The organism is Roseovarius confluentis (genome assembly GCF_002917925.1).
GTDB classification, from domain to species: Bacteria; Pseudomonadota; Alphaproteobacteria; order Rhodobacterales; family Rhodobacteraceae; genus Roseovarius; species Roseovarius confluentis.
Genome location: NZ_PPFE01000001.1, coordinates 828,417 through 847,001, shown reverse-complemented (window position 1 = coordinate 847,001; position 18,585 = coordinate 828,417). Strand labels below are relative to the sequence as shown.

The 18,585-nt window shown below is 65.0% G+C and carries 23 protein-coding genes; 14 read left to right on the top strand and 9 right to left on the bottom strand.

Going from position 1 to position 18,585, the window contains the following annotated elements; translation table 11 throughout:
- Positions 1 to 42: 42 nt before the first annotated feature.
- The 4 genes from C2I35_RS04190 to C2I35_RS04175 are packed head-to-tail and all read right to left on the bottom strand — an operon-like array spanning position 43 to position 3,003.
- Positions 43 to 507, bottom strand: a complete 465-nt coding sequence (locus C2I35_RS04190; protein WP_103761717.1) for a macro domain-containing protein — start codon at positions 505 to 507, stop codon at positions 43 to 45.
- Positions 504 to 1,490 (bottom strand): threonine ammonia-lyase, encoded by a 987-nt coding sequence (locus tag C2I35_RS04185; protein WP_103761716.1) that lies wholly within the window; start codon positions 1,488 to 1,490, stop codon positions 504 to 506. Before C2I35_RS04185 ends, C2I35_RS04190 begins: the two co-directional genes overlap by 4 nt.
- Positions 1,487 to 2,320 (bottom strand): alpha/beta fold hydrolase, encoded by an 834-nt coding sequence (locus C2I35_RS04180; RefSeq protein ID WP_103761715.1) that lies wholly within the window; start codon positions 2,318 to 2,320, stop codon positions 1,487 to 1,489. Before C2I35_RS04180 ends, C2I35_RS04185 begins: the two co-directional genes overlap by 4 nt.
- Positions 2,320 to 3,003 carry a haloacid dehalogenase type II gene (locus C2I35_RS04175; protein ID WP_103761714.1) on the bottom strand — a complete coding sequence of 228 codons (684 nt, stop codon included), beginning with the start codon at positions 3,001 to 3,003 and terminating at the stop codon, positions 2,320 to 2,322. Before C2I35_RS04175 ends, C2I35_RS04180 begins: the two co-directional genes overlap by 1 nt.
- A 167-nt stretch (positions 3,004 to 3,170) precedes the next feature.
- On the opposite strand from C2I35_RS04175, the gene C2I35_RS04170 reads away from it, so the two are divergent.
- Together C2I35_RS04170 and C2I35_RS04165 are read left to right on the top strand one after the other, a co-directional pair.
- Positions 3,171 to 3,602, top strand: a complete 432-nt coding sequence (locus C2I35_RS04170; RefSeq protein ID WP_103761713.1) for an FKBP-type peptidyl-prolyl cis-trans isomerase — start codon at positions 3,171 to 3,173, stop codon at positions 3,600 to 3,602.
- A gap of 191 nt (positions 3,603 to 3,793) precedes the next feature.
- Positions 3,794 to 4,453: a hypothetical protein gene (locus C2I35_RS04165; RefSeq protein WP_146049957.1), complete on the top strand. Its 660-nt coding sequence runs from the start codon at positions 3,794 to 3,796 to the stop codon at positions 4,451 to 4,453.
- Positions 4,454 to 4,499: 46 nt separating this feature from the next.
- Here the strand turns inward: C2I35_RS04165 and C2I35_RS04160 are convergent, their stop codons facing one another.
- Entirely contained in the window at positions 4,500 to 5,486 is a 987-nt protein-coding gene (locus C2I35_RS04160; RefSeq protein WP_103761711.1) for an NADPH:quinone reductase, read from the bottom strand.
- Positions 5,487 to 5,496: 10 nt separating this feature from the next.
- Positions 5,497 to 5,922 (bottom strand): iron response transcriptional regulator IrrA, encoded by a 426-nt coding sequence (gene irrA, locus C2I35_RS04155; protein ID WP_057795915.1) that lies wholly within the window; start codon positions 5,920 to 5,922, stop codon positions 5,497 to 5,499.
- A 155-nt stretch (positions 5,923 to 6,077) separates the two neighbouring features.
- Between irrA and fabA the strand changes: the two genes are divergently transcribed.
- Positions 6,078 to 6,587, top strand: a complete 510-nt coding sequence (gene fabA / locus C2I35_RS04150; RefSeq protein ID WP_103761710.1) for a bifunctional 3-hydroxydecanoyl-ACP dehydratase/trans-2-decenoyl-ACP isomerase — start codon at positions 6,078 to 6,080, stop codon at positions 6,585 to 6,587.
- 25 nt (positions 6,588 to 6,612) lie between these two features.
- Here fabA and C2I35_RS04145 read toward each other — a convergent pair whose 3' ends face one another.
- The gene (locus C2I35_RS04145; protein WP_103761709.1) at positions 6,613 to 6,834 is read right to left on the bottom strand and encodes a hypothetical protein; all 222 of its coding nucleotides are present in this window, start codon (positions 6,832 to 6,834) and stop codon (positions 6,613 to 6,615) included.
- Between the two features lie 97 nt (positions 6,835 to 6,931).
- Complete coding sequence (locus C2I35_RS04140; RefSeq protein ID WP_103761708.1) at positions 6,932 to 7,816, bottom strand: sulfotransferase; 885 nt, start codon at positions 7,814 to 7,816, stop codon at positions 6,932 to 6,934.
- A gap of 293 nt (positions 7,817 to 8,109) precedes the next feature.
- Here C2I35_RS04140 and C2I35_RS04135 point away from each other — a divergent pair, with 293 nt between their 5' ends.
- The 7 genes from C2I35_RS04135 (at position 8,110) to C2I35_RS04105 (ending at position 13,935) form a co-directional block, all read left to right on the top strand.
- A complete protein-coding gene (locus tag C2I35_RS04135) occupies positions 8,110 to 9,516 on the top strand; it encodes a PAS domain-containing HWE histidine kinase family protein (protein ID WP_146049956.1) in 1,407 nt (468 codons plus the stop codon).
- Positions 9,517 to 9,593: 77 nt separating this feature from the next.
- Positions 9,594 to 10,823, top strand: coding sequence for a beta-ketoacyl-ACP synthase I (gene fabB / locus C2I35_RS04130; RefSeq protein WP_103761706.1), 1,230 nt, complete (start codon positions 9,594 to 9,596; stop codon positions 10,821 to 10,823).
- An 8-nt stretch (positions 10,824 to 10,831) separates the two neighbouring features.
- Positions 10,832 to 11,623, top strand: a complete 792-nt coding sequence (locus tag C2I35_RS04125; protein ID WP_103761705.1) for an enoyl-ACP reductase FabI — start codon at positions 10,832 to 10,834, stop codon at positions 11,621 to 11,623.
- Between the two features lie 101 nt (positions 11,624 to 11,724).
- Positions 11,725 to 12,024: a hypothetical protein gene (locus C2I35_RS04120; protein WP_146049955.1), complete on the top strand. Its 300-nt coding sequence runs from the start codon at positions 11,725 to 11,727 to the stop codon at positions 12,022 to 12,024.
- A 171-nt stretch (positions 12,025 to 12,195) separates the two neighbouring features.
- Positions 12,196 to 12,627 carry a PACE efflux transporter gene (locus C2I35_RS04115; protein ID WP_103761913.1) on the top strand — a complete coding sequence of 144 codons (432 nt, stop codon included), beginning with the start codon at positions 12,196 to 12,198 and terminating at the stop codon, positions 12,625 to 12,627.
- Positions 12,628 to 12,818: 191 nt separating this feature from the next.
- A complete protein-coding gene (locus C2I35_RS04110; RefSeq protein WP_103761912.1) occupies positions 12,819 to 13,322 on the top strand; it encodes a Twin-arginine translocation pathway signal in 504 nt (167 codons plus the stop codon).
- A gap of 7 nt (positions 13,323 to 13,329) precedes the next feature.
- The gene (locus C2I35_RS04105; protein WP_103761703.1) at positions 13,330 to 13,935 is read left to right on the top strand and encodes a ferric reductase-like transmembrane domain-containing protein; all 606 of its coding nucleotides are present in this window, start codon (positions 13,330 to 13,332) and stop codon (positions 13,933 to 13,935) included.
- Positions 13,936 to 13,942: 7 nt separating this feature from the next.
- Here C2I35_RS04105 and C2I35_RS04100 read toward each other — a convergent pair whose 3' ends face one another.
- A complete protein-coding gene (locus tag C2I35_RS04100) occupies positions 13,943 to 14,812 on the bottom strand; it encodes a hypothetical protein (protein ID WP_103761911.1) in 870 nt (289 codons plus the stop codon).
- Between the two features lie 114 nt (positions 14,813 to 14,926).
- Between C2I35_RS04100 and miaB the strand changes: the two genes are divergently transcribed.
- The 4 genes from miaB to C2I35_RS04080 all read left to right on the top strand — a co-directional run bounded on the left by miaB (position 14,927) and on the right by C2I35_RS04080 (position 18,552).
- Complete coding sequence (miaB, locus tag C2I35_RS04095; RefSeq protein WP_103761910.1) at positions 14,927 to 16,258, top strand: tRNA (N6-isopentenyl adenosine(37)-C2)-methylthiotransferase MiaB; 1,332 nt, start codon at positions 14,927 to 14,929, stop codon at positions 16,256 to 16,258.
- A 303-nt stretch (positions 16,259 to 16,561) separates the two neighbouring features.
- The gene (locus C2I35_RS04090) at positions 16,562 to 17,065 is read left to right on the top strand and encodes an OmpA family protein (protein WP_245890403.1); all 504 of its coding nucleotides are present in this window, start codon (positions 16,562 to 16,564) and stop codon (positions 17,063 to 17,065) included.
- A gap of 11 nt (positions 17,066 to 17,076) precedes the next feature.
- Positions 17,077 to 17,379, top strand: a complete 303-nt coding sequence (locus C2I35_RS04085; RefSeq protein WP_103761909.1) for a hypothetical protein — start codon at positions 17,077 to 17,079, stop codon at positions 17,377 to 17,379.
- Positions 17,380 to 17,523: 144 nt separating this feature from the next.
- Positions 17,524 to 18,552 carry a PhoH family protein gene (locus C2I35_RS04080; RefSeq protein WP_103761701.1) on the top strand — a complete coding sequence of 343 codons (1,029 nt, stop codon included), beginning with the start codon at positions 17,524 to 17,526 and terminating at the stop codon, positions 18,550 to 18,552.
- Positions 18,553 to 18,585: the final 33 nt, after the last annotated feature.

Below are 18,585 nucleotides of genomic sequence, written 5' to 3'. Positions count from 1 at the left end.
AATTTTCGCAAATTCCGGGTGCGCGACGGGCGCGGCATTTGCCTAGCGTCCCGCGTCGGGCAGGACCACGAGGGCGTGGTTCATCTCGTCGAGCGCGGCGTCGATACGCGGCGCGATCTCGTCCCAGTCGCCGCCCGCGAGTCCAGCGCCGATCAGCGGGTAACCGATGCGGGCCTCGGGGAACTCTGTCGCAACGGCCTCGAACGCGGATTGCAGCGCGTCATAGTCGACCTTTTGGCCGTGCCCGCTGTGATCGAACTGGGTGTAGGCGTTGACGATGGTCAGGCTGTGGCCGTCGCAATCGACCGTGGCGTGAGAGATGGTGCCCAGCTTGGCGCGGTCGCCTTTGGAGGTGGCCATATCAGCCTGCGCGGCGGCGGGGAATTCCATGGCGATGATGCGGGCGATGCCCGCGCCCATGGTGTGGAAGCAGTTGCAGCCATGAACCAGCACATCGAACTGTCCGGATCTGGCGAGGGCGATCAGGTCTCCTTCGATACGTCTCATGAGGTGCCTCCGAGAGTTTGCAAGGCCCGCGCGAACATGGGCGCGTCGACATTGCCGCCCGAGATGGTGGCGATGACCGTGTCGGCATTGAGCTGGTCGCCGTGGAAAAGGGCGGCGGCCAGCGCGGCGGCGCCGCCGGGTTCGGCAACCAGTTTCAGGCGCTGGAAGGCGTGGGCCATGGTGCGCAGGCAGTCGTCCTCGGAGACCGTGATGCCGGGGCCGACGAGGCGTTTGAGGATCGGGAAGGTGATCTGGCCCGGGGCGGGGGTGAGGATGGCGTCGCAGATATTGCCGCTGACGGCCGCGTTGGTTTCGATCTGCCCCGAGGCGAGCGAGCGGGTGACGTCGTCGAAGCCCTCGGGTTCCACCGGGCGGACGGTGAAGCCGGGCGCGTCGGCCTCGAGCGCCAGCGCGATGCCGGAGGTGAAGCCGCCGCCGCCACAGCAGACCAGCATTTCGGCCTCATGAATGCCAAGGTCCCCCGCCTGTTCCGCGATTTCCAAGCCGCAGGTGCCTTGCCCCGCGATGACCTGTGGTTCGTCATAGGGGCGGATGAGGGTGAGGCCCCTCTCGGCCTGGAGTTTCTCGCCCAGCTCCTCGCGGCTTTCGCCGTTTGCGCGGTCGTAGAGGACGACCTCGGCGCCGAGGGCACGGGTGTTGGCGATCTTCAGCTGTGGCGCGTCGGCGGGCATGATGATGACGGCGGGGGCGCTCATCTGGCGGGCGGCGAGGGCCACGCCCTGGGCGTGATTGCCGGAGGAAAAGGCGATGACGCCGCGGGCGCGGGTCTCGGGATCGAGCGCCGAGACGGCGGAGCGGCCGCCGCGATACTTGAAGCTGCCGGTGTGTTGCAGGCACTCGGGTTTGACGAGGATGCGGCGGCCCGCGATCTCGTCGAGGAAGGGCGACGACAGCAGCGGCGTGCGGCGGACGTGGCCCTTCAGCCGCTCGGCGGCGGCGCGGATGAGGGTGATGTCGGTCATCGCGCGATATCCAGCAGTTGGCGGATGGCGGCGAGCGATTGTGGCTCGTCAAGGAACGGGACGTGGCCGCGATCTGGCACCACGGTGGTGATCATGTCGGGGTGGCGCGTCTGCATCTGCGCCTGGGTCTCGGCGGTGAAAAGGTCGGAGTTCTCGCCCCGGATCGAGGCGGTGGGGATGGGTTTCAGCCCGTCGAAGAGTGCCCAGAGGTCCACGGTCTCGCCCGCGCCAGCCTGTCCGACCAGCGCGTCGCGCAGGCGGGGGTCGTAGCGCAGGGTGATGCCGCCCGAGGGGGCGTCCTGCCACATGAACTCGGCCTGTTCGCGCCAGCGGGAGAGGGGGATGTCGGGGAAGTCCCGTGCATGGCCTGCGGCCAGCGCGTCGGCGGCGGCGTCGAGAGTGTCGAAGGGCGGCGTCTTGCCAACGTAATCCATGATGCGTTCGATGCCGATGGGGGCCACTTCCGGCCCGATATCGTTCAGCACCACGCCGGCAAGGCGGTCGGGGTGGCTGTGCGAGAGCGCCATGGCGATGAGGCCGCCGCGCGAGGTGCCGATGAGGATGGTTTTCTCGATCCCGAGGTGGTCAATGAGTTCGATGGCATCCTGGCCTTCGCGCAGGATGTTGTAGGTCATGTAATCCTCGGCGTATTCCGACAGGCCGCGCCCGCGATAGTCGAGGCGGATGACGCGGTGATCTGAAAGGTGCGGCACGAGGTACGTGAAATCGGTGACGTTGCGGGTGAGACCGGCAAGGCAGAGGATGGGCGTGCCGGTTCCCTCGTCGGTGTAGTGCAGCGAGAGGCCGTCGGAGGTGGTGAAGTGCGGCATTACCTGGCAAGCTCCGGGATGCCGGTCAGGTCCGTCAGGACATGGCCCGGGGTGGCGGGCAGGCGGTCCATCGGGGCGCCGGCGCGGTTGACCCAGGCGGTGGTGAAGCCGTAGCCGGCAGCCGCTGCCGCGTCCCAGCCGTTGGAGGAGACGAAGAGCACCTCGGACTTGGCGCAGCCGAAGCGGTCGCCCACGAGGTCGTAAACGCTGGCGTGGGGTTTGAAGACGCCGACGCTTTCGACCGAGAGCACGTCATCGAGCACGTCGCCGATGCCCGCCGATTTCACCGCGCCGTCCAGCATGTCGGGCGAGCCGTTCGACAGGATGGCGGTGTTCATGCCGTTGTCCTTGAGGGCGTGCAGCATGGCGGGGACCTCGGGGTAGGCCTCAAGCTCCCAGTAGAGTTGCAGGAGGCGTTCGCGCAGGTCGGTGTCGTCCGCCAGGCCCTCGGCTTCGAGCGCCCAGTCGAGCCCGTCCCGGGTGACGGTCCAGAAATCGGTGTGATCGCCGGTGATGGCGCGCAGCCAGGTGTATTGCAGCTGTTTCAGGCGCCAGTGTTCGGCGATGGCGGGCCAATGGGCGCGGAAGGCCTCGCGCCCCGGCTCATTGGCGGCGGTGCGGGCGGCGGCGGCCACGTCGAAAAGCGTGCCGTAGGCGTCGAAGATGCAGGTGGTGATGGGCATTGCAGGCCTTGGGTGCAGGGTGGTTCGGGGCAGAGTGGCACGTCTGGAACGGGGTTGGAACCCTGTTTGCAATCGCCGCCACGGCAGGTTAGCTTTGGGCCAGACAAGCAAGCACCCGCGCGAGGCGCGGCCTTGGAAACCCATCCCCCAAACAGATTGGAAACCACATGACGCAGGTGAAATCCGGCGATACGGTAAAAGTTCATTACAAGGGCACGCTGGCCGACGGCACGACCTTCGACAGCAGCGAGGGACGTGACCCGCTGGAATTCGAGGTGGGCTCGGGCCAGATCATTCCGGGGCTTGAAAAGGCCATTCCGGGCATGGAAGTGGGCGACAAGAAGACAGTGGAAGTGCCCGCCGACGAGGCCTATGGCCCGCTGGACCCCGCCGCCAAGCAGGCGGTGCCGCGCGCCGACATTCCCGACGACATTCCGCTGGATATCGGCACGCAACTGCAGGTCCAGACGCCGCAGGGCCAGACCCTTCAGGTGATGGTGGCCGAAGTGACCGACGAGCAGGTGACGCTGGACGCCAACCACCCGCTGGCGGGCAAGGACCTGACCTTCGACGTGGAACTGGTCGAGATCGCCAGCTGACCCACGCCGCGAGGGCGGCGGCCTTGCCGCGCCCTGGCGTGCGCGTCTCGGGGTAAAGCGAGGCGTCCGATATTTTGAACGCGCGTGACGCATTGGCGTTGCGCGCGTTTTTTTTCGTGTCGCCCGCGGTCGGGAACACGCGCGCGGGAATTGCGTTGGCTCTTGTGCAAACGCCGGCAAGAGCAAGAGACGTGACGACAATGTTGGACTTTCTGAAAGAGAACGTGGAGATCGTTCAGATCGCGGCCAGCCTAACGACGACGGTCGTGTGGCTGGTCTATCTGCATATCTTCCTGAGCGGGTATATCCAGCAGCGCCGGTCCAGCATCCTGATCAACCGTGGCGGCGGACAGGACATGCAGGCCCGGTGCCTGGTGTCGAACATGGGCGCGCAGCCCGCTTACCTGCTGGACGTTCTGGCGTCTCTCGACACGGGCGAGGACGTCAATGTGTCCAGCGTTGTCGACCGCGAGGAATTGCGGAAAGAGGAAATGGAGCAGCCGGCGAACGTGACCGGGCAGGGGCCGATCCCGTCAGGCGGATATGTCGATATCGGAACCTTCAAGGATGTTGCCCGCCGGGCGGGGCACAGCGGGGACGAGACGGACCTGCAGGACCGCTGTCTGAAGCTGATGGCGGTCTGCGCGACCAACCAGGCCAACCATGTCGTGGCCGCGGTGCGCGAATTCGACATGGACGCCGAGGGTGAGCGGGTGCGGCTGAAACCGCACAAGCTCGAGGCGCGGCAGATCCGCTCGCGGCGGCGGAGGAAAAAGATCACGTCGATGCTCGAACGGCTGGAGACCGGTGCCAGCACCAGGAATCTCGGCGCGGAGTTCGCGAAGCTGTAGAGCTGTCTTGAGCTGTGTGGTCTGCTGCGATGGCAGGCAGGGCTGCTTAGACGGTTTCCAGCAGGACCGCGCCGCGGCGGCCGGGGCTGAGCACCATGTTGTGCGCCGTGACGCAATCGGCGAGTGGCAGGCAGGCGTGAATAGCGGGCTTCAGCGCGCCTTCGGTGAGGGCGGCGTGCAGGCGGGCGATTGCCGCGGCGCGTTCCGCCGGGGGCAGGATGTAGATCAGGGAAATGTCGATCTTGAGCGCCTTGAACAGCATCGCGCCGAAGGGCAGTTCCGGCGTCATGTCCTTGGCCGAGCCGTAGGTGGCGATTGTGCCCAGAGGCTTCATCACCTCGGCCAGCAGAACGGCGTTGGTGCCGAACTCGACCTCGACCGCGCGGTCGATGCCACCGGGGGCGATGTCCTTGATTTTCGCGGTCAGATCGTCGTCGCGGTAGTCGAGCACGTGATCGGCGCCGGTGTCGGCCACGTAATCGGCAGCGTCGGCGGAGGCAGTGGTGATGACGGTGGCACCGCCCCATTTGGCCAGCTGCACCGCCATGTGGCCGACGGCCCCCGCGCCGCCGGAGATGAGCAAAGTCTGCCCCGCCACTTCGCCGCCGCCAAAGACGGTCTGGCACGCGGTCAGGCCCGGGATGCCGAGCGTGGCACCGATCTCGTGGCTGACGCCCTCGGGCAGGGGCACGGCTTGATCTGCGGGCAGGGCGATCATCTCGGCCGCGGTGCCGTGGGCGCGTTGCCACTGGGCATTCCAGATCCAGACATGCTGATCCATGCGCGCGGGGTCGACGCCTTCGCCCACGGCGAAGATCGTGCCGGCGCCGTCGGAATGGGGGATGATGCGCGGGAAATCGGGCTTGGTCACGCCGGGGCGGGTGCCCGCACGGGACTTGGCGTCGGACGGGTTCACGCCAGAATGGGTCAACCGGACCAGAACCTCGCCCGGACCGGGCGTGGGGGTGTCGACCTCACCAATGATCAGGACGTCTTCGGGGGCTCCGAATGTTTCGTAATAAGCGGCGCGCATCCCGGGCGGTTCAGCCGGACTTGCGGCGCAGGCGGATCACCACGTCGACGCTTGCGATTTCGGCACCTTCGGGGGCGCCGGGCAGGCGGGCGATCTCAAGCTCATCGGCGGGCGCGTCGGAGAGGCGCTGTTCGTCCTCCCAGAAGAAATGCGGGTGATCGTGGGTGTTGGTGTCGAAATAGCTTTTGGACCCGTCGACGGTGACCTCTTGCAGCAGGCCCACGTCGCAGAAGGCGCGGAGCGTGTTGTAAACGGTGGCGAGCGACACGCTGTCACCGTTTTCGCAGACCGCGGCAAAGAGGCTTTCGGCGGTGACGTGGCGGTGCTGTCCGTCGCCCACGAGCAGCGTGGCCAGCGCAACGCGCTGACGGGTCGGGCGCAGGCCTGCGCCTGCGAGCCATTCGGTGCCTCGGGTTGTTGCCTCGGTGTCGGTCATGAACGCTCCTGTCTCAGGATCAATATAGGGGGCGTGGCGGGGGAATTTCAAACAAAATTCTGCACCATAGCGCATTGCGGCAGGGCTTGCGCGGGGGTTTTGCGGGGTGTTACAGGATCAGGTAACGGAACCAATAGAGAAAAGGGTGCGACCCTATGGCCGACTTCCCGAGCAGCTTCGACCGCGAAGACCTGCTGAAATGCGCACGTGGCGAGCTTTTCGGCCCCGGCAATGCGCAGCTGCCCGAGCCGCCGATGCTGATGATGGACCGGATCACCGATATTTCGGGCGATGGCGGGCCGCATGGCAAAGGGCATGTGGTGGCCGAGTTCGACATCAAGCCGGACCTGTGGTTCTTCGAGTGTCATTTTCCGGGCAACCCGATCATGCCGGGGTGCCTTGGCCTTGACGGGCTGTGGCAGCTGACGGGTTTCAACCTGGGCTGGCGCGGCTGGCAGGGGCGCGGCTATGCGCTGGGCGTGGGCGAGGTGAAGCTGACCGGCATGGTCCGCCCGGACCGCAAGATGCTGACCTATTACGTGGATTTCACCAAGGCCGTGCAGACGCGGCGCCTGACCATGGGCGTGGCCGATGGCCGGGTCGAGGCCGATGGCGAGGTGATCTACCAGGTCAAGGACATGAAGGTCGCGCTTAGCGAGACCTGAAGCGCGACCCATTGATCGCATCGCCCTAGAGCAGGAAGTCGAAACTGTCCGAGATGTCGGGCGGCACGAGGCTGTCCCATTCGGGTTCGGAGAAATCCTTCATCGGAACGGTTTCCTGATCCTTGGGTTCGAATGACTGCATGACGCTGCGGGCGATGATGTCGTCGGCCATGCGCTCGGCCAGTGACCGGGTGGCGGGGTCGAGCAGGGTGTCGTCGGTGAAGCTGGGTGCGAGATCTTCGGGCATTCTGGTATCCTCCGTTGGTGCGCCACGGATGATCGGCGCGTGTTGTACGGGGATGGGTCGGCGCGCGGCGCGCGATGGTTCAAAGTTTTTCCGGCCGTCAGTCTTGCCAGCCGGTGGGCACCTCTGCGCCGAAGCGGTCGCGGCAGAAGGCGTAGTGCGGCGCAAGCTGGGCCGCGAGCGCGTCACGGGCGGCGCGGGGCAGCGGGGCCTTGAGCGTGGTCTCGTTGCGGACCGTGCCGGCGTCCGCCGGGGCATGGGGCAGGCCGATGAATTCGCAGAGGCGGCGCTGGGCGGCCTCGGTGAAGAGGGTTTCGTAGAAGAGATAGAGCACGTCGCCTGCCGGGAAGGTGGCGTCGAGGGCGGTGACGATTCCGGTGTAGTCGGCCCGCGCGACAAGGGCGGGCATGTGGCGGACCCTGTCCCAGTCCTGCGTGGCGCGGGTGTCGGGCGCGATCTGTTCCAGGTGGCGCAGCTGCGACCAGAAGCGGGTGACCGGATCGCGCATGATGAAGAGCAGGCGCAGGCGGCAGGTCTGATGGGCGAAGACATCGCGGATATCGGCAAGGCCCGCCGGGCCGATGGCGGAATAGCCCGGCGTGATGTCGGCGACGCAACGGGTATCCGGGCCGCGCAGACCGGCGAAGTGGCGGAAATAGGCGCTGTCGTCGTGAACCATTTGCACCCGGTCGAGGCTGGCGCGGAACGCGGGGCTGCGTTTCAGGGTATCGGGTGTCGCGCCCGGCTGGTCGAGATGGAATTTCAGCCGTGCCAGCGCCAGCGCGTCGGGATCGCCCAGGGCGTGTTCGGGGTGGCGGGCGTCGAAGAAATGCACCTCTTTGAGCGGCGAGGGAGCGCAGCCGGGCAGGTCGCAAAGGTAGGCGTGCAGCCAGCTGGTGGCGCATTTCGCCGCCCCGATGCAGACCAGGAAGGTGGTGTCGTCGAGGCCCGGCTGGCGGGGCGGAGGCGCATTACGCAACGTCATTTCCAAATGTCCACCGCGCCGATGGGCGCGATCTGGCCGAAATGCTGCCACAACGGGCAGAATCGCTCAAGTTTTCGCGGCATAGGGGTGCGGCGCCGGGTTAAGTGACTGATTTGGCGGCATTTCGGCGATTTTTCGCTTACGTCACGTAAAGTTAACTACAATTAAACGAGTTTATTGCAGCGGGGCGAACGGGCTGGGATAAGGTCGCTTCGATTATACCAAGGTTGTGCCTGTGGGACATCGTCCCCACGTAGGGTCGCAACCGCAATAGAGTAACGAGGCAAGAGCGCGTGCAGACCAACAGTGATGCTTTCGGGCCGGTCGGCCGGATGGGCGTGACGGAATTCATAGACGCGCTGCCGGACGAGTTCGTGATCGTGGATGCCGACGGCGTGGTCATCGCGGCCAATTCCGCCTGGAAGCAGTTCGGTGCAGAGAATGACGGGGCGCCCTCGGGCTATGTCGGCAGCAACTATTTCGACATCTGTCGGGCGGCGGACGGCGAGTCGAGCATGGAAGCCCGGCTGATTGCGGACTCTTTGGAGATGACGCTGCGCTCGGGCGATCCGTTCGTGTGCGAATACCCCTGTGACAGCCCCACCGTGAAACGCTGGTTCGAGCTGACCGCAACGCGGCTTGTTTTCGAAGGGCAGCCCTTTCTGACGATCCAGCACCGCAACGTGACGCAGCGCCACCAGGAACGGGACGCGCTGAAACGCACGGCGGTGGACAGCAACGCGCTGGCCGCGCTGGTGGCGGGGACGTCGGACGCGATCCTGACCTATGACCTGGAGGGCAAGATCACGTCGTGGAACCCGGCGGCGGAGCGGCTTTACGGGTATTCGAGCGACGAGATCATCGGGAGATCGCTGGCGACCATGTACCCCGAGGACGAGAAAATGCCCGTCGCATGGTATCGTGACGAGATCATCGCGGGGCGACTGAGCCAGTTCGAGGCGGCGCGCATAGCCCGCGACGGCACGGCACGCGAGGTCTGGATCAGTTGTGCGCCCATCCGGGGCGTGGATGGCGACGTGGTGGCGATTTCCAACATCCACCGTGACATCAGCGAGTTGCGCAAAGCCGAGAAAGCCCGCGAGCTGATGTCGCGCGAGGTCATCCACCGGGCCAAGAACATGCTGACCATCGTGTCGGCGGTGCAGCGCCAGACAGCCCGGGGCGCGACGTCGGTCGAGGAATTCAACTCGAAGTTCGGAGACCGGATCACGGCGCTGTCGAAATCGACCGATCTGCTGGTCGGCGGGCAGTGGGACGATGCGGACCTGCGCGACCTGGTGATGGGTCATCTGCGTCCGTTCACCGTTGAAAACGATGCGCGTGTCCGCCTGTCGGGCCCGGAGGTGCGGTTGCTGCCGCAGGCGGTCCAGACGTTGGGGATCGCCCTGCACGAGCTGGCCACCAACGCGATGAAATACGGCGCGCTGGCGCATGACGCCGGTGAGGTGCAGTTGAACTGGAAGCTGGGGCAGGGGGCCGGTGGCCGCGTTCTGGACCTGAGCTGGCAGGAACGCAGCCTGGCGCATCCGCCCGAGGAAGACGCGCCGGGATTCGGCAGCACGGTGCTGACCTCGCTGGCGCCGTCGATGCTGGGCACGCAAGCGCTGTACCACCTGGACGCAGAGGGCGTTCACTGGACGATCTCGATCGATCCGGAGCATTTTTCCCTGGTGGGATAGCCTCCCGGACGCGGCATTGATCTTGCACCCGCCGCCTTGCATGCCCTACAACGCGAACAATCAGGTAGGGAGGCAACATGCGTCGTGTCGTCGTCACCGGGCTGGGGATCGTCTCCAGCATCGGCAACAATGCCGAGGAAGTCCTTTCCTCCTTGAAGGAGGGACGTTCGGGCATCACCGCCAACGAGCAGATGGCGGAACACGGGTTCCGCAGCCAGATCGCCGGGGACGTCAAGCTGGACGTCACCGAGCATGTGGACAAGCGCACCCTGCGCTTCATGGGGCCGGGTGCGGCCTATGCGCATATCGCCATGCAACAGGCCATCGCCGATGCCGGGCTGGACGAGGGCGAAATCGTCAACCCGCGCACCGGGCTGGTGGCAGGGTCCGGCGGGCCGTCCACCTCGGCCATGCTGGCGGCGCACCAGACGGTACTGGAAAAGGGCAGCCCCAAGCGGATCGGGCCATTCGCGGTGCCGAAATGCATGTCCTCGACGATCAGCGCCAACCTGTCGACGGCGTTCCGGATCAAGGGCATCAACTATTCCATCACCTCGGCCTGTTCCACGAGCTTGCACTGCATCGGCAATGCGGCGGAACAGATCATGATGGGCAAGCAGGACGTGATGTTCGCAGGCGGCGGCGAGGAACTGGACTGGACGCTGAGCTGCCTGTTCGACGCGATGGGCGCGATGTCGTCGAAGTATAACGACACCCCCGAAAAGGCGAGCCGGGCGTTCGACGCGGGCCGCGACGGATTCGTGATTTCCGGCGGCGGCGGGATCGTCGTGCTGGAGGACCTGGAGCATGCGAAGGCGCGGGGCGCCAAGATCTATGCCGAGGTGACGGGCTATGCCGCCACCAGCGACGGGCATGACATGGTTGCCCCCAGCGGCGAAGGCGGCGAACGGGCGATGCGCCTGGCGCTGCAGACGCTGCCCGAGGATCGCAAGGTTGGCTATATCAACGCGCATGGCACCTCGACCCCGGTCGGTGACGCGGGTGAGGTGGAGGCCGTGCGCCGGATATTCGGCGAGGGCAAGGTGCCTCCCATCAGCTCCACCAAGTCGATGACCGGGCACAGCCAGGGGGCCACGGGCGCGCAGGAGGCGATCTATTGCCTGCTGGCGCTGCACCACGATTTCATCATCCCGTCGATCAATGTCGAGACGCTGGACCCCGCGATCCTTGAGGGCGAGATCGCGACGGCCCGCGTGGACGATGCCGGGCTTGATACGGTGATGACCAACTCTTTCGGTTTCGGCGGCACGAATGGCTCGATGCTGCTGAGCCGGTTCGACGGATAGGACGCCGGATGACAAATTCTATGCAAGGACTGCGCGGCCTGATCATGGGGGTGGCGAATGACCGGTCCATCGCGTGGGGGATCGCCAAGGCGATGCACGAGGCGGGCGCGGAGCTGGCCTTTTCCTACCAGGGCGAGGCGTTTGCCAAGCGGGTCGAGCCGCTGGCCAACTCGGTGGGGTCCAACATCCTGATGGATGTGGATGTCACCAAGGACGAGTCGCTGGACGCGGCCTTTGCCAAGCTGGCCGAAACCTGGCCGACGATTGACTTCGTGGTGCATGCCATCGCCTATTCCGACAAGTCCGAGCTGTCTGGACGGTTCCTGAACACCAGCCGGACGAATTTCAAGCATTCGATGGATATCTCGGTCTATTCCTTCATCGAGATCGCCCGGCGCGCCTATCCGATGATGAAGGAGAACGGCGGCACGATGCTGACCCTGACCTACCAGGGGTCGAACAGGGTGGTGCCGAACTATAACGTGATGGGCGTGGCCAAGGCGGCGCTGGAGGCGACGACGCGCTACCTGGCCAACGATCTTGGCCCCGACAAGATCCGCGTCAACGCGATCAGCCCCGGGCCGATGAAGACGCTGGCGGGCGCGGCCATCGGCGGGGCGCGGCGGACCTTTCGGCACACCGAGGAAAATTCGCCGATGCGGGCCAATGCCACGCTGGAGGCGATCGGGGGCACGGCAGTGTACCTGGCCAGCCCGGCGGGCGCCTGCACCACCGGCGAGGTGATCAAGGTCGATGGCGGCTATCACGTGCTGGGGATGCCGCAGCCGGAGAACCTTTAGGGTAAAGCGCGAAACTGACTAAACCTTGAGATGTCCCGGTTTGGTCCGAGTATCGCCACAATATTGCCACGGGATTCGGGGACTTTGTACGCATGACTTTCATGCGCTCTCCCCAAGAGGTACGCCTCGAAAAACGCCAGGCCAAGGGCAAGACCGCCCGCAAGTGGGCGCGTGGCGTTCAGGTTTGTCTGATGGGGCTGTGCATGACGGCGATCTGGCAGGAGCGGGCGCTATACCCGGTGATGCATGACCGGATGCAGGGTGTCTATGCTTACGGTGTCGACTGGCTGGAAAGCACCGAGACCGGCAGCGGCTATCTGACGGCGATGAGCGACCTGGGTAGCGGCAACGCGAGCGAGCATAGCGCGATCACGCGGGCGTTGATGAACCTGCGGCAGTAACCGGGACCGCGATACGACGCGCGGGTGGTGCCTTTTCTGCCACATCTTCCACGATCCGAGCGGTGTCGCTTGAAAGCGGCGCGATGAAGCCGCATCTGACTGTGCAGAGGACGACCTCCCCAAACGGGTAGTTTGCATCCGGGACGGCCCGGTTAGATGTGGGAGGGTTCCATGAGATCCCCGTTTGACCGTCTGCGCCATGCGCTGAGCTTTGAAATCATCGCCCTGATCCTGATCGTTCCGCTGGGAGCTGTGGCCTTTGGCATGCCGATGCATGATATCGGGGTGGTCGGCCTTGTCAGCGCGACCATCGCCACGCTTTGGAACATGGTGTTCAATTTCGGCTTCGACCTGGTCTTGCGGCGCCGGACAGGCTCGACTCGCAAGACCGCGATGGTGCGCGTTGTCCATGCGGGCCTGTTCGAGCTTGGGCTCCTGGTGGTGCTGATGCCGTTCATCGCGTGGTATTTGCAGGTCTCGCTGTGGCACGCGCTGGTGATGGATCTGTCGTTCGCCCTGTTTTACATGGTCTATGCGCTGGGCTTTAACTGGCTGTACGACATGGTGTTTCCGCTGCCGGAATGGACCGGGCAGGCGGTATGACGCTGAGCGGCGATGCCGCGTCATCGATGGCGGCTGGGCCGAACGCCGCCGATCGGGACGAATTCGCGCGGTCACGGTGGCGTGAGGGCGGTTTGCCTGCGGCGGATCGGCGTTATCTTGAATAGGGTATGATGGCGCAGGTTGTGCCCGGTATGGCAGCCTGCGCCCCCGACCTGACAGGAGAGACCGATATGAGACCCCGACTGATCAATCGACGCAAGCTGATGGCGACCGGCAGCGCGGCCGCCGCCGTGGCTCTGGGATCGGGCCTGATCGTGCCGGCGCGAGCGGCGGGCGTGCAGCCGACGCCGACGATGCCGGGCGGCGCCAACAATTATCGCCCCGGTGCGCAGATCGTGGAGCGCATTGGCAATGGCGGCTTTTCCATGACCGGCACGGTGCGTCGTGCGGGGGATGGTGCGCCGCTTGAAGGCCGCCGCATCCAGATGTGGGCGCACACCACCGAGGGGCACGAGCGCGACCCGGAAAGCCATGGTGCGACCCTGACCGACCGGAACGGGCGGTTCGTCATGGACATGCCGCAGATCGTGCCTGCCTTTGGTCAGCCGCACGGCCATCTGGCCTATGATGCCGAGTATGACGATGGCGGCTTCGAGACGGTGTTCCTGCGCCCGGTGATGACGAGCCCGGGGCAGACTTCACTTGACGTGGAGTTCGTACTGGTCCCGGCGTAAAGTCCTGATGTTTCGCAAGCTTTCGATATGGGCGGCGGTCTGCGCCGCCCTTCTTGTGCCCGTCGTGGCGGCGGGGTTCAGCCCGCTGCTGCAATGGCGCCAACCGATCTACATCCTGGCCGGCTTTGCCGGGATCGTGGGCTTTGCCCTGATGCTGTTGCAACCCTTGCTGGCGGGCGGATACCTGCCCGGTGTGCCTGCGCTGAAGGGGCGGCGGGTGCATCGCTGGGTCGGCGCGGGGATCGTGGCGCTGGTGGTGCTGCATGTGGGCGGGCTGTGGCTGACCAGCCCGCCGGACGTGGTGGATGCGTTGCTGCTGCGCTCGCCCACGCCGTTCTCGGTCTGGGGCGTGCTGGTGATGTGGCTGATCTTTGCCACCGCCGCGCTGGCGGTGATGCGCAAGCGGCTGGGGGTGCGGCCGATGACATGGCGGCGGGCGCATACGGCGCTGGCGGTGCTGATCGTTGCGGGCACGGGCCTGCACGCGGTTCTTATTCAAGGCACGATGGAAACGGTGAGCAAGTACGCGCTATTTGCGCTGGCGCTGGGCGCCACGGTGAAAGTGATCCTGGATTTGCGGATCTGGGCGGCGCGGCGTCGGTCCACGCGCTAGGGTCACTTCAGAACCACTGGCCGGGTTCCATCAGGCCAAGATCCAGCAATTGCCGCGAATGCCATTCGAAGGGCGCGGAATTGTGCCACTTGAAGGTGTGGATGTCGAAGGTCGAGCCCGGGTTGCGTTTCAGCGCCTTGGCGGTGCGGAACGAGGCCACCGCCGCCGTCAGATTGTGGTGCCACGGGCAGGCATAGGTGTTGTATTCTTCGTCGTTGAAGGTGTGATCGGGACGCAGTTCCAGCCCCGGCTTGGCGCGGAACAGTGCGATGCGGTCGATCTTGCGACGTTCGGGGGGAATGTGCTCCTCGTAGCGCCAGCGCAGGCCGCCGAAGAAATCCAGTTGCCGTTCGCGCGGGTGGTTGTGGTTGTCGGGGTCGTTACGCGCCAGCGCGTAATAGCCCGAGCGGTCGAGATGGGCATCCTCCAGCGACACCGCCCCGGGGTGGCGGTCGAGATCGCCGGCATAGAGGTCCACCACGTAGTTCAACATCGCGTCGCGACGTTCCTCTGTGTGAAAGGCCAGCATTTCGCCCACGGTGCGCGTCTCGCAGAACGGGAAGAACAGGTATTCGGCGTTGAAGCAATAATAGAGCCAGAGGCCCGGTGCGGCCTCGATCACGCGGTTCACCGCCTCGACGAAGCTGTCGCCCGCCGCGATGTCATGGCCGATCCGCTCGACCCGGTCGGCCACGTCGGGGGCCAGGTCAAAGGCGTGGGGCATGAAAACCAGCACCGACGCAAACCCGGTGTCGAGGTGGTGGCGGATGGCGCTGTCGACCTCGACCTCGTCCTCGACGAAGATCATGGCGACGGGGCCCTTGGCGAGCGCGGTGCCGGGGCTGTCGAAAAAGGCGGAGAGGGTGGGGTACTGCATCGTCATCCTCTGGGGCTGCGCCGGTAAAATTCCGCAATTCGCGGCGCATTGCAAGTCGGGCGGCAGGTGGTGTAGGCAGGCGCCTTGAAACCGCTTGAGATGCAGGGTGTGGCCATGTCCGAAGCGAAGAAGCTATACATCAAGACCTACGGGTGCCAGATGAACGTCTATGACAGCGAGCGCATGGCCGAGGCCATGGGCGGCGCGGGGTATGTCGAGACGGACACGCCCGACGACGCGGACATGATTCTGCTCAACACCTGTCACATTCGCGAAAAGGCCGCGGAAAAGGTTTATTCGGAGCTGGGCCGGTTCAAGGGGCTGAAGGACGCCAAGCCGGACCTCAAGATCGGCGTGGCGGGCTGTGTCGCACAGGCCGAAGGCGAGGAAATCATGCGCCGTCAGCCGATGGTGGACCTGGTGGTGGGGCCGCAAAGCTATCACAACCTGCCAGCGCTGGAGGCCAAGGCACGGGGTGGGGACAAGGCGCTGGATACGCAGTTTCCGCTGGATGACAAGTTCGAGACGCTGCGCAAGCGCGGTGGCAAGGCCAAGCGGGGCCCGACCGCGTTCCTGACCGTGCAGGAGGGCTGCGACAAGTTCTGCGCCTTCTGCGTGGTGCCTTATACCCGTGGGGCCGAGGTAAGCCGCCCGGTCAGCCGCATCGTGGATGAGGCGAAGGAGCTGGTGGAACGCGGTGTGCGCGAGCTTACCTTGCTGGGTCAGAACGTGAATGCGTACCATGGCGAGGGGCCGGACGGGAATGACTGGTCGCTGGCGCAGCTGATCTGGGAGTTGGACAAGGTGGACGGGCTGGAGCGCATCCGGTTCACCACCAGCCATCCCAACGACATGAGCGACGACCTGATCGCGGCGCATGGGGAGTGCGCCAAGCTGATGCCGTACCTGCACTTGCCGGTGCAGTCCGGCAGCGACCGGATTCTGAAGCGGATGAACCGCAGCCATACCGCGGAAAGTTATATCCGGCTGATCGAGCGGATCCGCGCGGCACGGCCCGATATCCTGTTGTCGGGGGATTTCATCGTGGGCTTCCCCGAAGAGACAGAGGCGGATTTCGCGGACACGATGGCGTTGATCGAAGAGGTCCGCTATGGCTATGCCTATTCCTTCAAGTATTCCACACGGCCCGGCACGCCCGCGGCGGAGCGTGCGCAGCTGGACGAGGAGGTGAAGACCGAGCGTCTGCACCGCCTTCAGGCGCTGATCACCGAGCAGCAGCGCGCGATCCAGGACGCGATGGTGGGCCGCGAGGTGGGCGTGCTGTTCGAGAAGGCCGGGCGGCGCGACGGACAGATGGTGGGCAAGTCGGATTACCTGCACGCGGTGCATGTGAGCGACTCCACCGTGCAGTCGGGCGACTTGCGCCGGGTGGAAATCATCGAGAGCGGCGCCAATTCTCTGGGCGGGCGGGTGCTGCCTGCCTGAATTTCCGGCGGTCTGGCCGTAACGCCCTCTGGTGGCGGGGTAATTTGGCCTGTCGGGGTGTGGATAACCCATAGGTGGCCATTGTTTCCCGCAGTGCCACAATATCTGGCTATTTATACTTCACAACGCGCCGGAACTTGCTAAAGTCAAACAATAATTTGTTTTTTGTCGCGGAATCGCTGCCTGGTACCGTGACAAGCGGGGGAAATAATAAAAAGGACAGTGGCTGTGACGAACACGTTTTCGAAAACAGTGCGCACCCTGATGAGCGGCCTTGCTGCCGTGGCTCTGGGTGTCGTGGCGATGACCGAGCCCGGTCAGGCGCAAAGTGGCCAGCGGGTCGTGAAAGGTGAGCGTTACGTGCCGACGATCTGGGTCGATCCGGACGGGTGCGAACACTGGGTGATGGATGACGGCTGGGAAGGGTACATGACCCCGCACGTGAACCGCCAGGGCATCCCGGTCTGCCGCCGCGGCAACGTGTGCGGTGTGGTCAACACCGACCAGCTCTTTGCGACTGACAGCGCGAATATCAATTCGGCCGGTCGTGCGCGTCTGCAGGAGTTCTTCCGCAGCACGGGGGCGATTTCCTACATCATCACCGGGCATACCGACAGCCGTGCGTCGGACCAGTACAATATCGACCTGTCCTATCGCCGGGCCAACTCGGTGGCGCGAATCGCTGCCGGCACCGGCGCGCGGATCGCGGATGTACGCGGCTATGGCGAGCGTCTGCCCAAGGCATCGAACAACACCGCCGCCGGCATGCAGCAAAATCGCCGCGTCGAAATCATCTGCATTCGCTGAAGGGGACCATGATGAAACTTCTTAAACTGATCGCCGTCGTTCCCCTTGCGGGCCTCGTCAGCGCCTGCGACGTGCCGAAGACTGACAAGACCGTCGACCGTGGCTTTGATTCCAAGCACCTGAGCCAGCTTCAGGCCGGGATCTGGGTCGATCCGAACGGCTGTGATCACTGGATCATCGACGACGGAACCGAGGGCTACCTGTCGCAGCGGCTGGACAAGTACGGCAAGCCGGTCTGTTCGGGCACCGCACCGCCGACCGTGGCGACCGGGGGGTACAAGTCGGGTTCGCCCGTGCCGGACCCAAGCACCTGACATGCCGCTTTCGCCGAAATTCGTGCCGCAGCGATACCCGCTGCGGCATTTTTCGTTTCAAAGCCGTGACAATTGCGCCGTGGGCCTTGCCCTTGGGGGCGCATCTTGGCAGCATTGGCACAGGCCTTTGACAGGGAGATTTGATTGGTCACGAACGTGCTGACGTCGCAATCCGAAAGCAGCGACATTCTGGAAACGGTTGTCGAGTTCCCCGACAATTTCCTGTTGATCGACCTGTGCGGCGAATACGACCGCAACCTTGCCGAAATCGAGAAGAAGCTGGGCGTGCAGATCCTGCGCCGGGGCAACCAGCTTGCCGTGATTGGCGATCCGGAGCAGGCCAAGGAGGCGCGCGACGTGCTGCTGGCGCTGTACCAGCGGCTGGAAGAGGGCCGCACGGTCGAGCATGGCGACGTGGACCGAGAGCTGCGCATGGGGGCGGGCGGCAGTGCCGACCGCGGCGCGGGCGACGACGCGGCGGCGGATGGGGGTGACCAGCTTGAGATGTTCAAGGGCGGGCGGGTCGAGATCAAGACCCGCAAGAAGCCCGTCGAGCCGCGCACGGACGCGCAGAAGGCTTATGTGCAGGCGCTCTTTGCCAACGAGCTGGCCTTCGGCATCGGGCCGGCGGGCACCGGCAAGACGTACCTTGCCGTGGCTGTGGGCGTCAGCATGTTCATCGAGGGGCATGTCGACCGCATCATCCTAAGCCGGCCGGCGGTGGAGGCTGGCGAGAAGCTGGGTTATCTGCCGGGCGACATGAAGGACAAGGTCGACCCCTACATGCAGCCGCTCTACGACGCGCTGAACGATTTCTTCCCGGCCAAGCAGGTGGCCAAGCTGATCGAGGAGAAGCGGATCGAGATAGCTCCGCTGGCCTTCATGCGGGGGCGCACGCTGGCCAATGCGTTCGTGGTGCTGGACGAGGCGCAGAACGCCACCTCGATGCAGATGAAGATGTTCCTGACCCGGCTGGGCGAGGGCAGCCGCATGGTGATCACCGGCGACCGCAGCCAGATCGACCTGCCGCGCGGGGTGACGAGCGGGCTGCACGATGCCGAGCGGCTGTTGAAGGATATCCCGAAGATCGCCTTCAACTACTTCACTTCCAAAGACGTGGTGCGCCATCCGCTGGTGGCGGCGATCATCGAGGCCTACGACGCGGATGTCTGAGGCCGGGCACAATTTTCTTTGGAAGAAAATTGC

Excerpts from the sequence above, each read along its gene's own strand:
- fabA (WP_103761710.1), top strand. The coding sequence starts at position 6,078 with ATGGCCGACTTCCCGAGCAGCTTCGACCGCGAAGACCTGCTGAAATGC.
- C2I35_RS04145 (WP_103761709.1), bottom strand. The coding sequence starts at position 6,834 with ATGCCCGAAGATCTCGCACCCAGCTTCACCGACGACACCCTGCTCGAC.
- C2I35_RS04125 (WP_103761705.1), top strand. The coding sequence starts at position 10,832 with ATGACAAATTCTATGCAAGGACTGCGCGGCCTGATCATGGGGGTGGCG.
- C2I35_RS04175 (WP_103761714.1), bottom strand. The coding sequence starts at position 3,003 with ATGCCCATCACCACCTGCATCTTCGACGCCTACGGCACGCTTTTCGAC.
- C2I35_RS04180 (WP_103761715.1), bottom strand. The coding sequence starts at position 2,320 with ATGCCGCACTTCACCACCTCCGACGGCCTCTCGCTGCACTACACCGAC.
- C2I35_RS04190 (WP_103761717.1), bottom strand. The coding sequence starts at position 507 with ATGAGACGTATCGAAGGAGACCTGATCGCCCTCGCCAGATCCGGACAG.
- fabB (WP_103761706.1), top strand. The coding sequence starts at position 9,594 with ATGCGTCGTGTCGTCGTCACCGGGCTGGGGATCGTCTCCAGCATCGGC.
- irrA (WP_057795915.1), bottom strand. The coding sequence starts at position 5,922 with ATGACCGACACCGAGGCAACAACCCGAGGCACCGAATGGCTCGCAGGC.
- C2I35_RS04105 (WP_103761703.1), top strand. The coding sequence starts at position 13,330 with ATGTTTCGCAAGCTTTCGATATGGGCGGCGGTCTGCGCCGCCCTTCTT.
- C2I35_RS04090 (WP_245890403.1), top strand. The coding sequence starts at position 16,562 with ATGACCGAGCCCGGTCAGGCGCAAAGTGGCCAGCGGGTCGTGAAAGGT.
- C2I35_RS04085 (WP_103761909.1), top strand. The coding sequence starts at position 17,077 with ATGAAACTTCTTAAACTGATCGCCGTCGTTCCCCTTGCGGGCCTCGTC.
- miaB (WP_103761910.1), top strand. The coding sequence starts at position 14,927 with ATGTCCGAAGCGAAGAAGCTATACATCAAGACCTACGGGTGCCAGATG.
- C2I35_RS04170 (WP_103761713.1), top strand. The coding sequence starts at position 3,171 with ATGACGCAGGTGAAATCCGGCGATACGGTAAAAGTTCATTACAAGGGC.
- C2I35_RS04100 (WP_103761911.1), bottom strand. The coding sequence starts at position 14,812 with ATGCAGTACCCCACCCTCTCCGCCTTTTTCGACAGCCCCGGCACCGCG.
- C2I35_RS04120 (WP_146049955.1), top strand. The coding sequence starts at position 11,725 with ATGCGCTCTCCCCAAGAGGTACGCCTCGAAAAACGCCAGGCCAAGGGC.
- C2I35_RS04115 (WP_103761913.1), top strand. The coding sequence starts at position 12,196 with ATGAGATCCCCGTTTGACCGTCTGCGCCATGCGCTGAGCTTTGAAATC.
- C2I35_RS04160 (WP_103761711.1), bottom strand. The coding sequence starts at position 5,486 with ATGCGCGCCGCTTATTACGAAACATTCGGAGCCCCCGAAGACGTCCTG.
- C2I35_RS04185 (WP_103761716.1), bottom strand. The coding sequence starts at position 1,490 with ATGACCGACATCACCCTCATCCGCGCCGCCGCCGAGCGGCTGAAGGGC.
- C2I35_RS04140 (WP_103761708.1), bottom strand. The coding sequence starts at position 7,816 with ATGACGTTGCGTAATGCGCCTCCGCCCCGCCAGCCGGGCCTCGACGAC.
- C2I35_RS04110 (WP_103761912.1), top strand. The coding sequence starts at position 12,819 with ATGAGACCCCGACTGATCAATCGACGCAAGCTGATGGCGACCGGCAGC.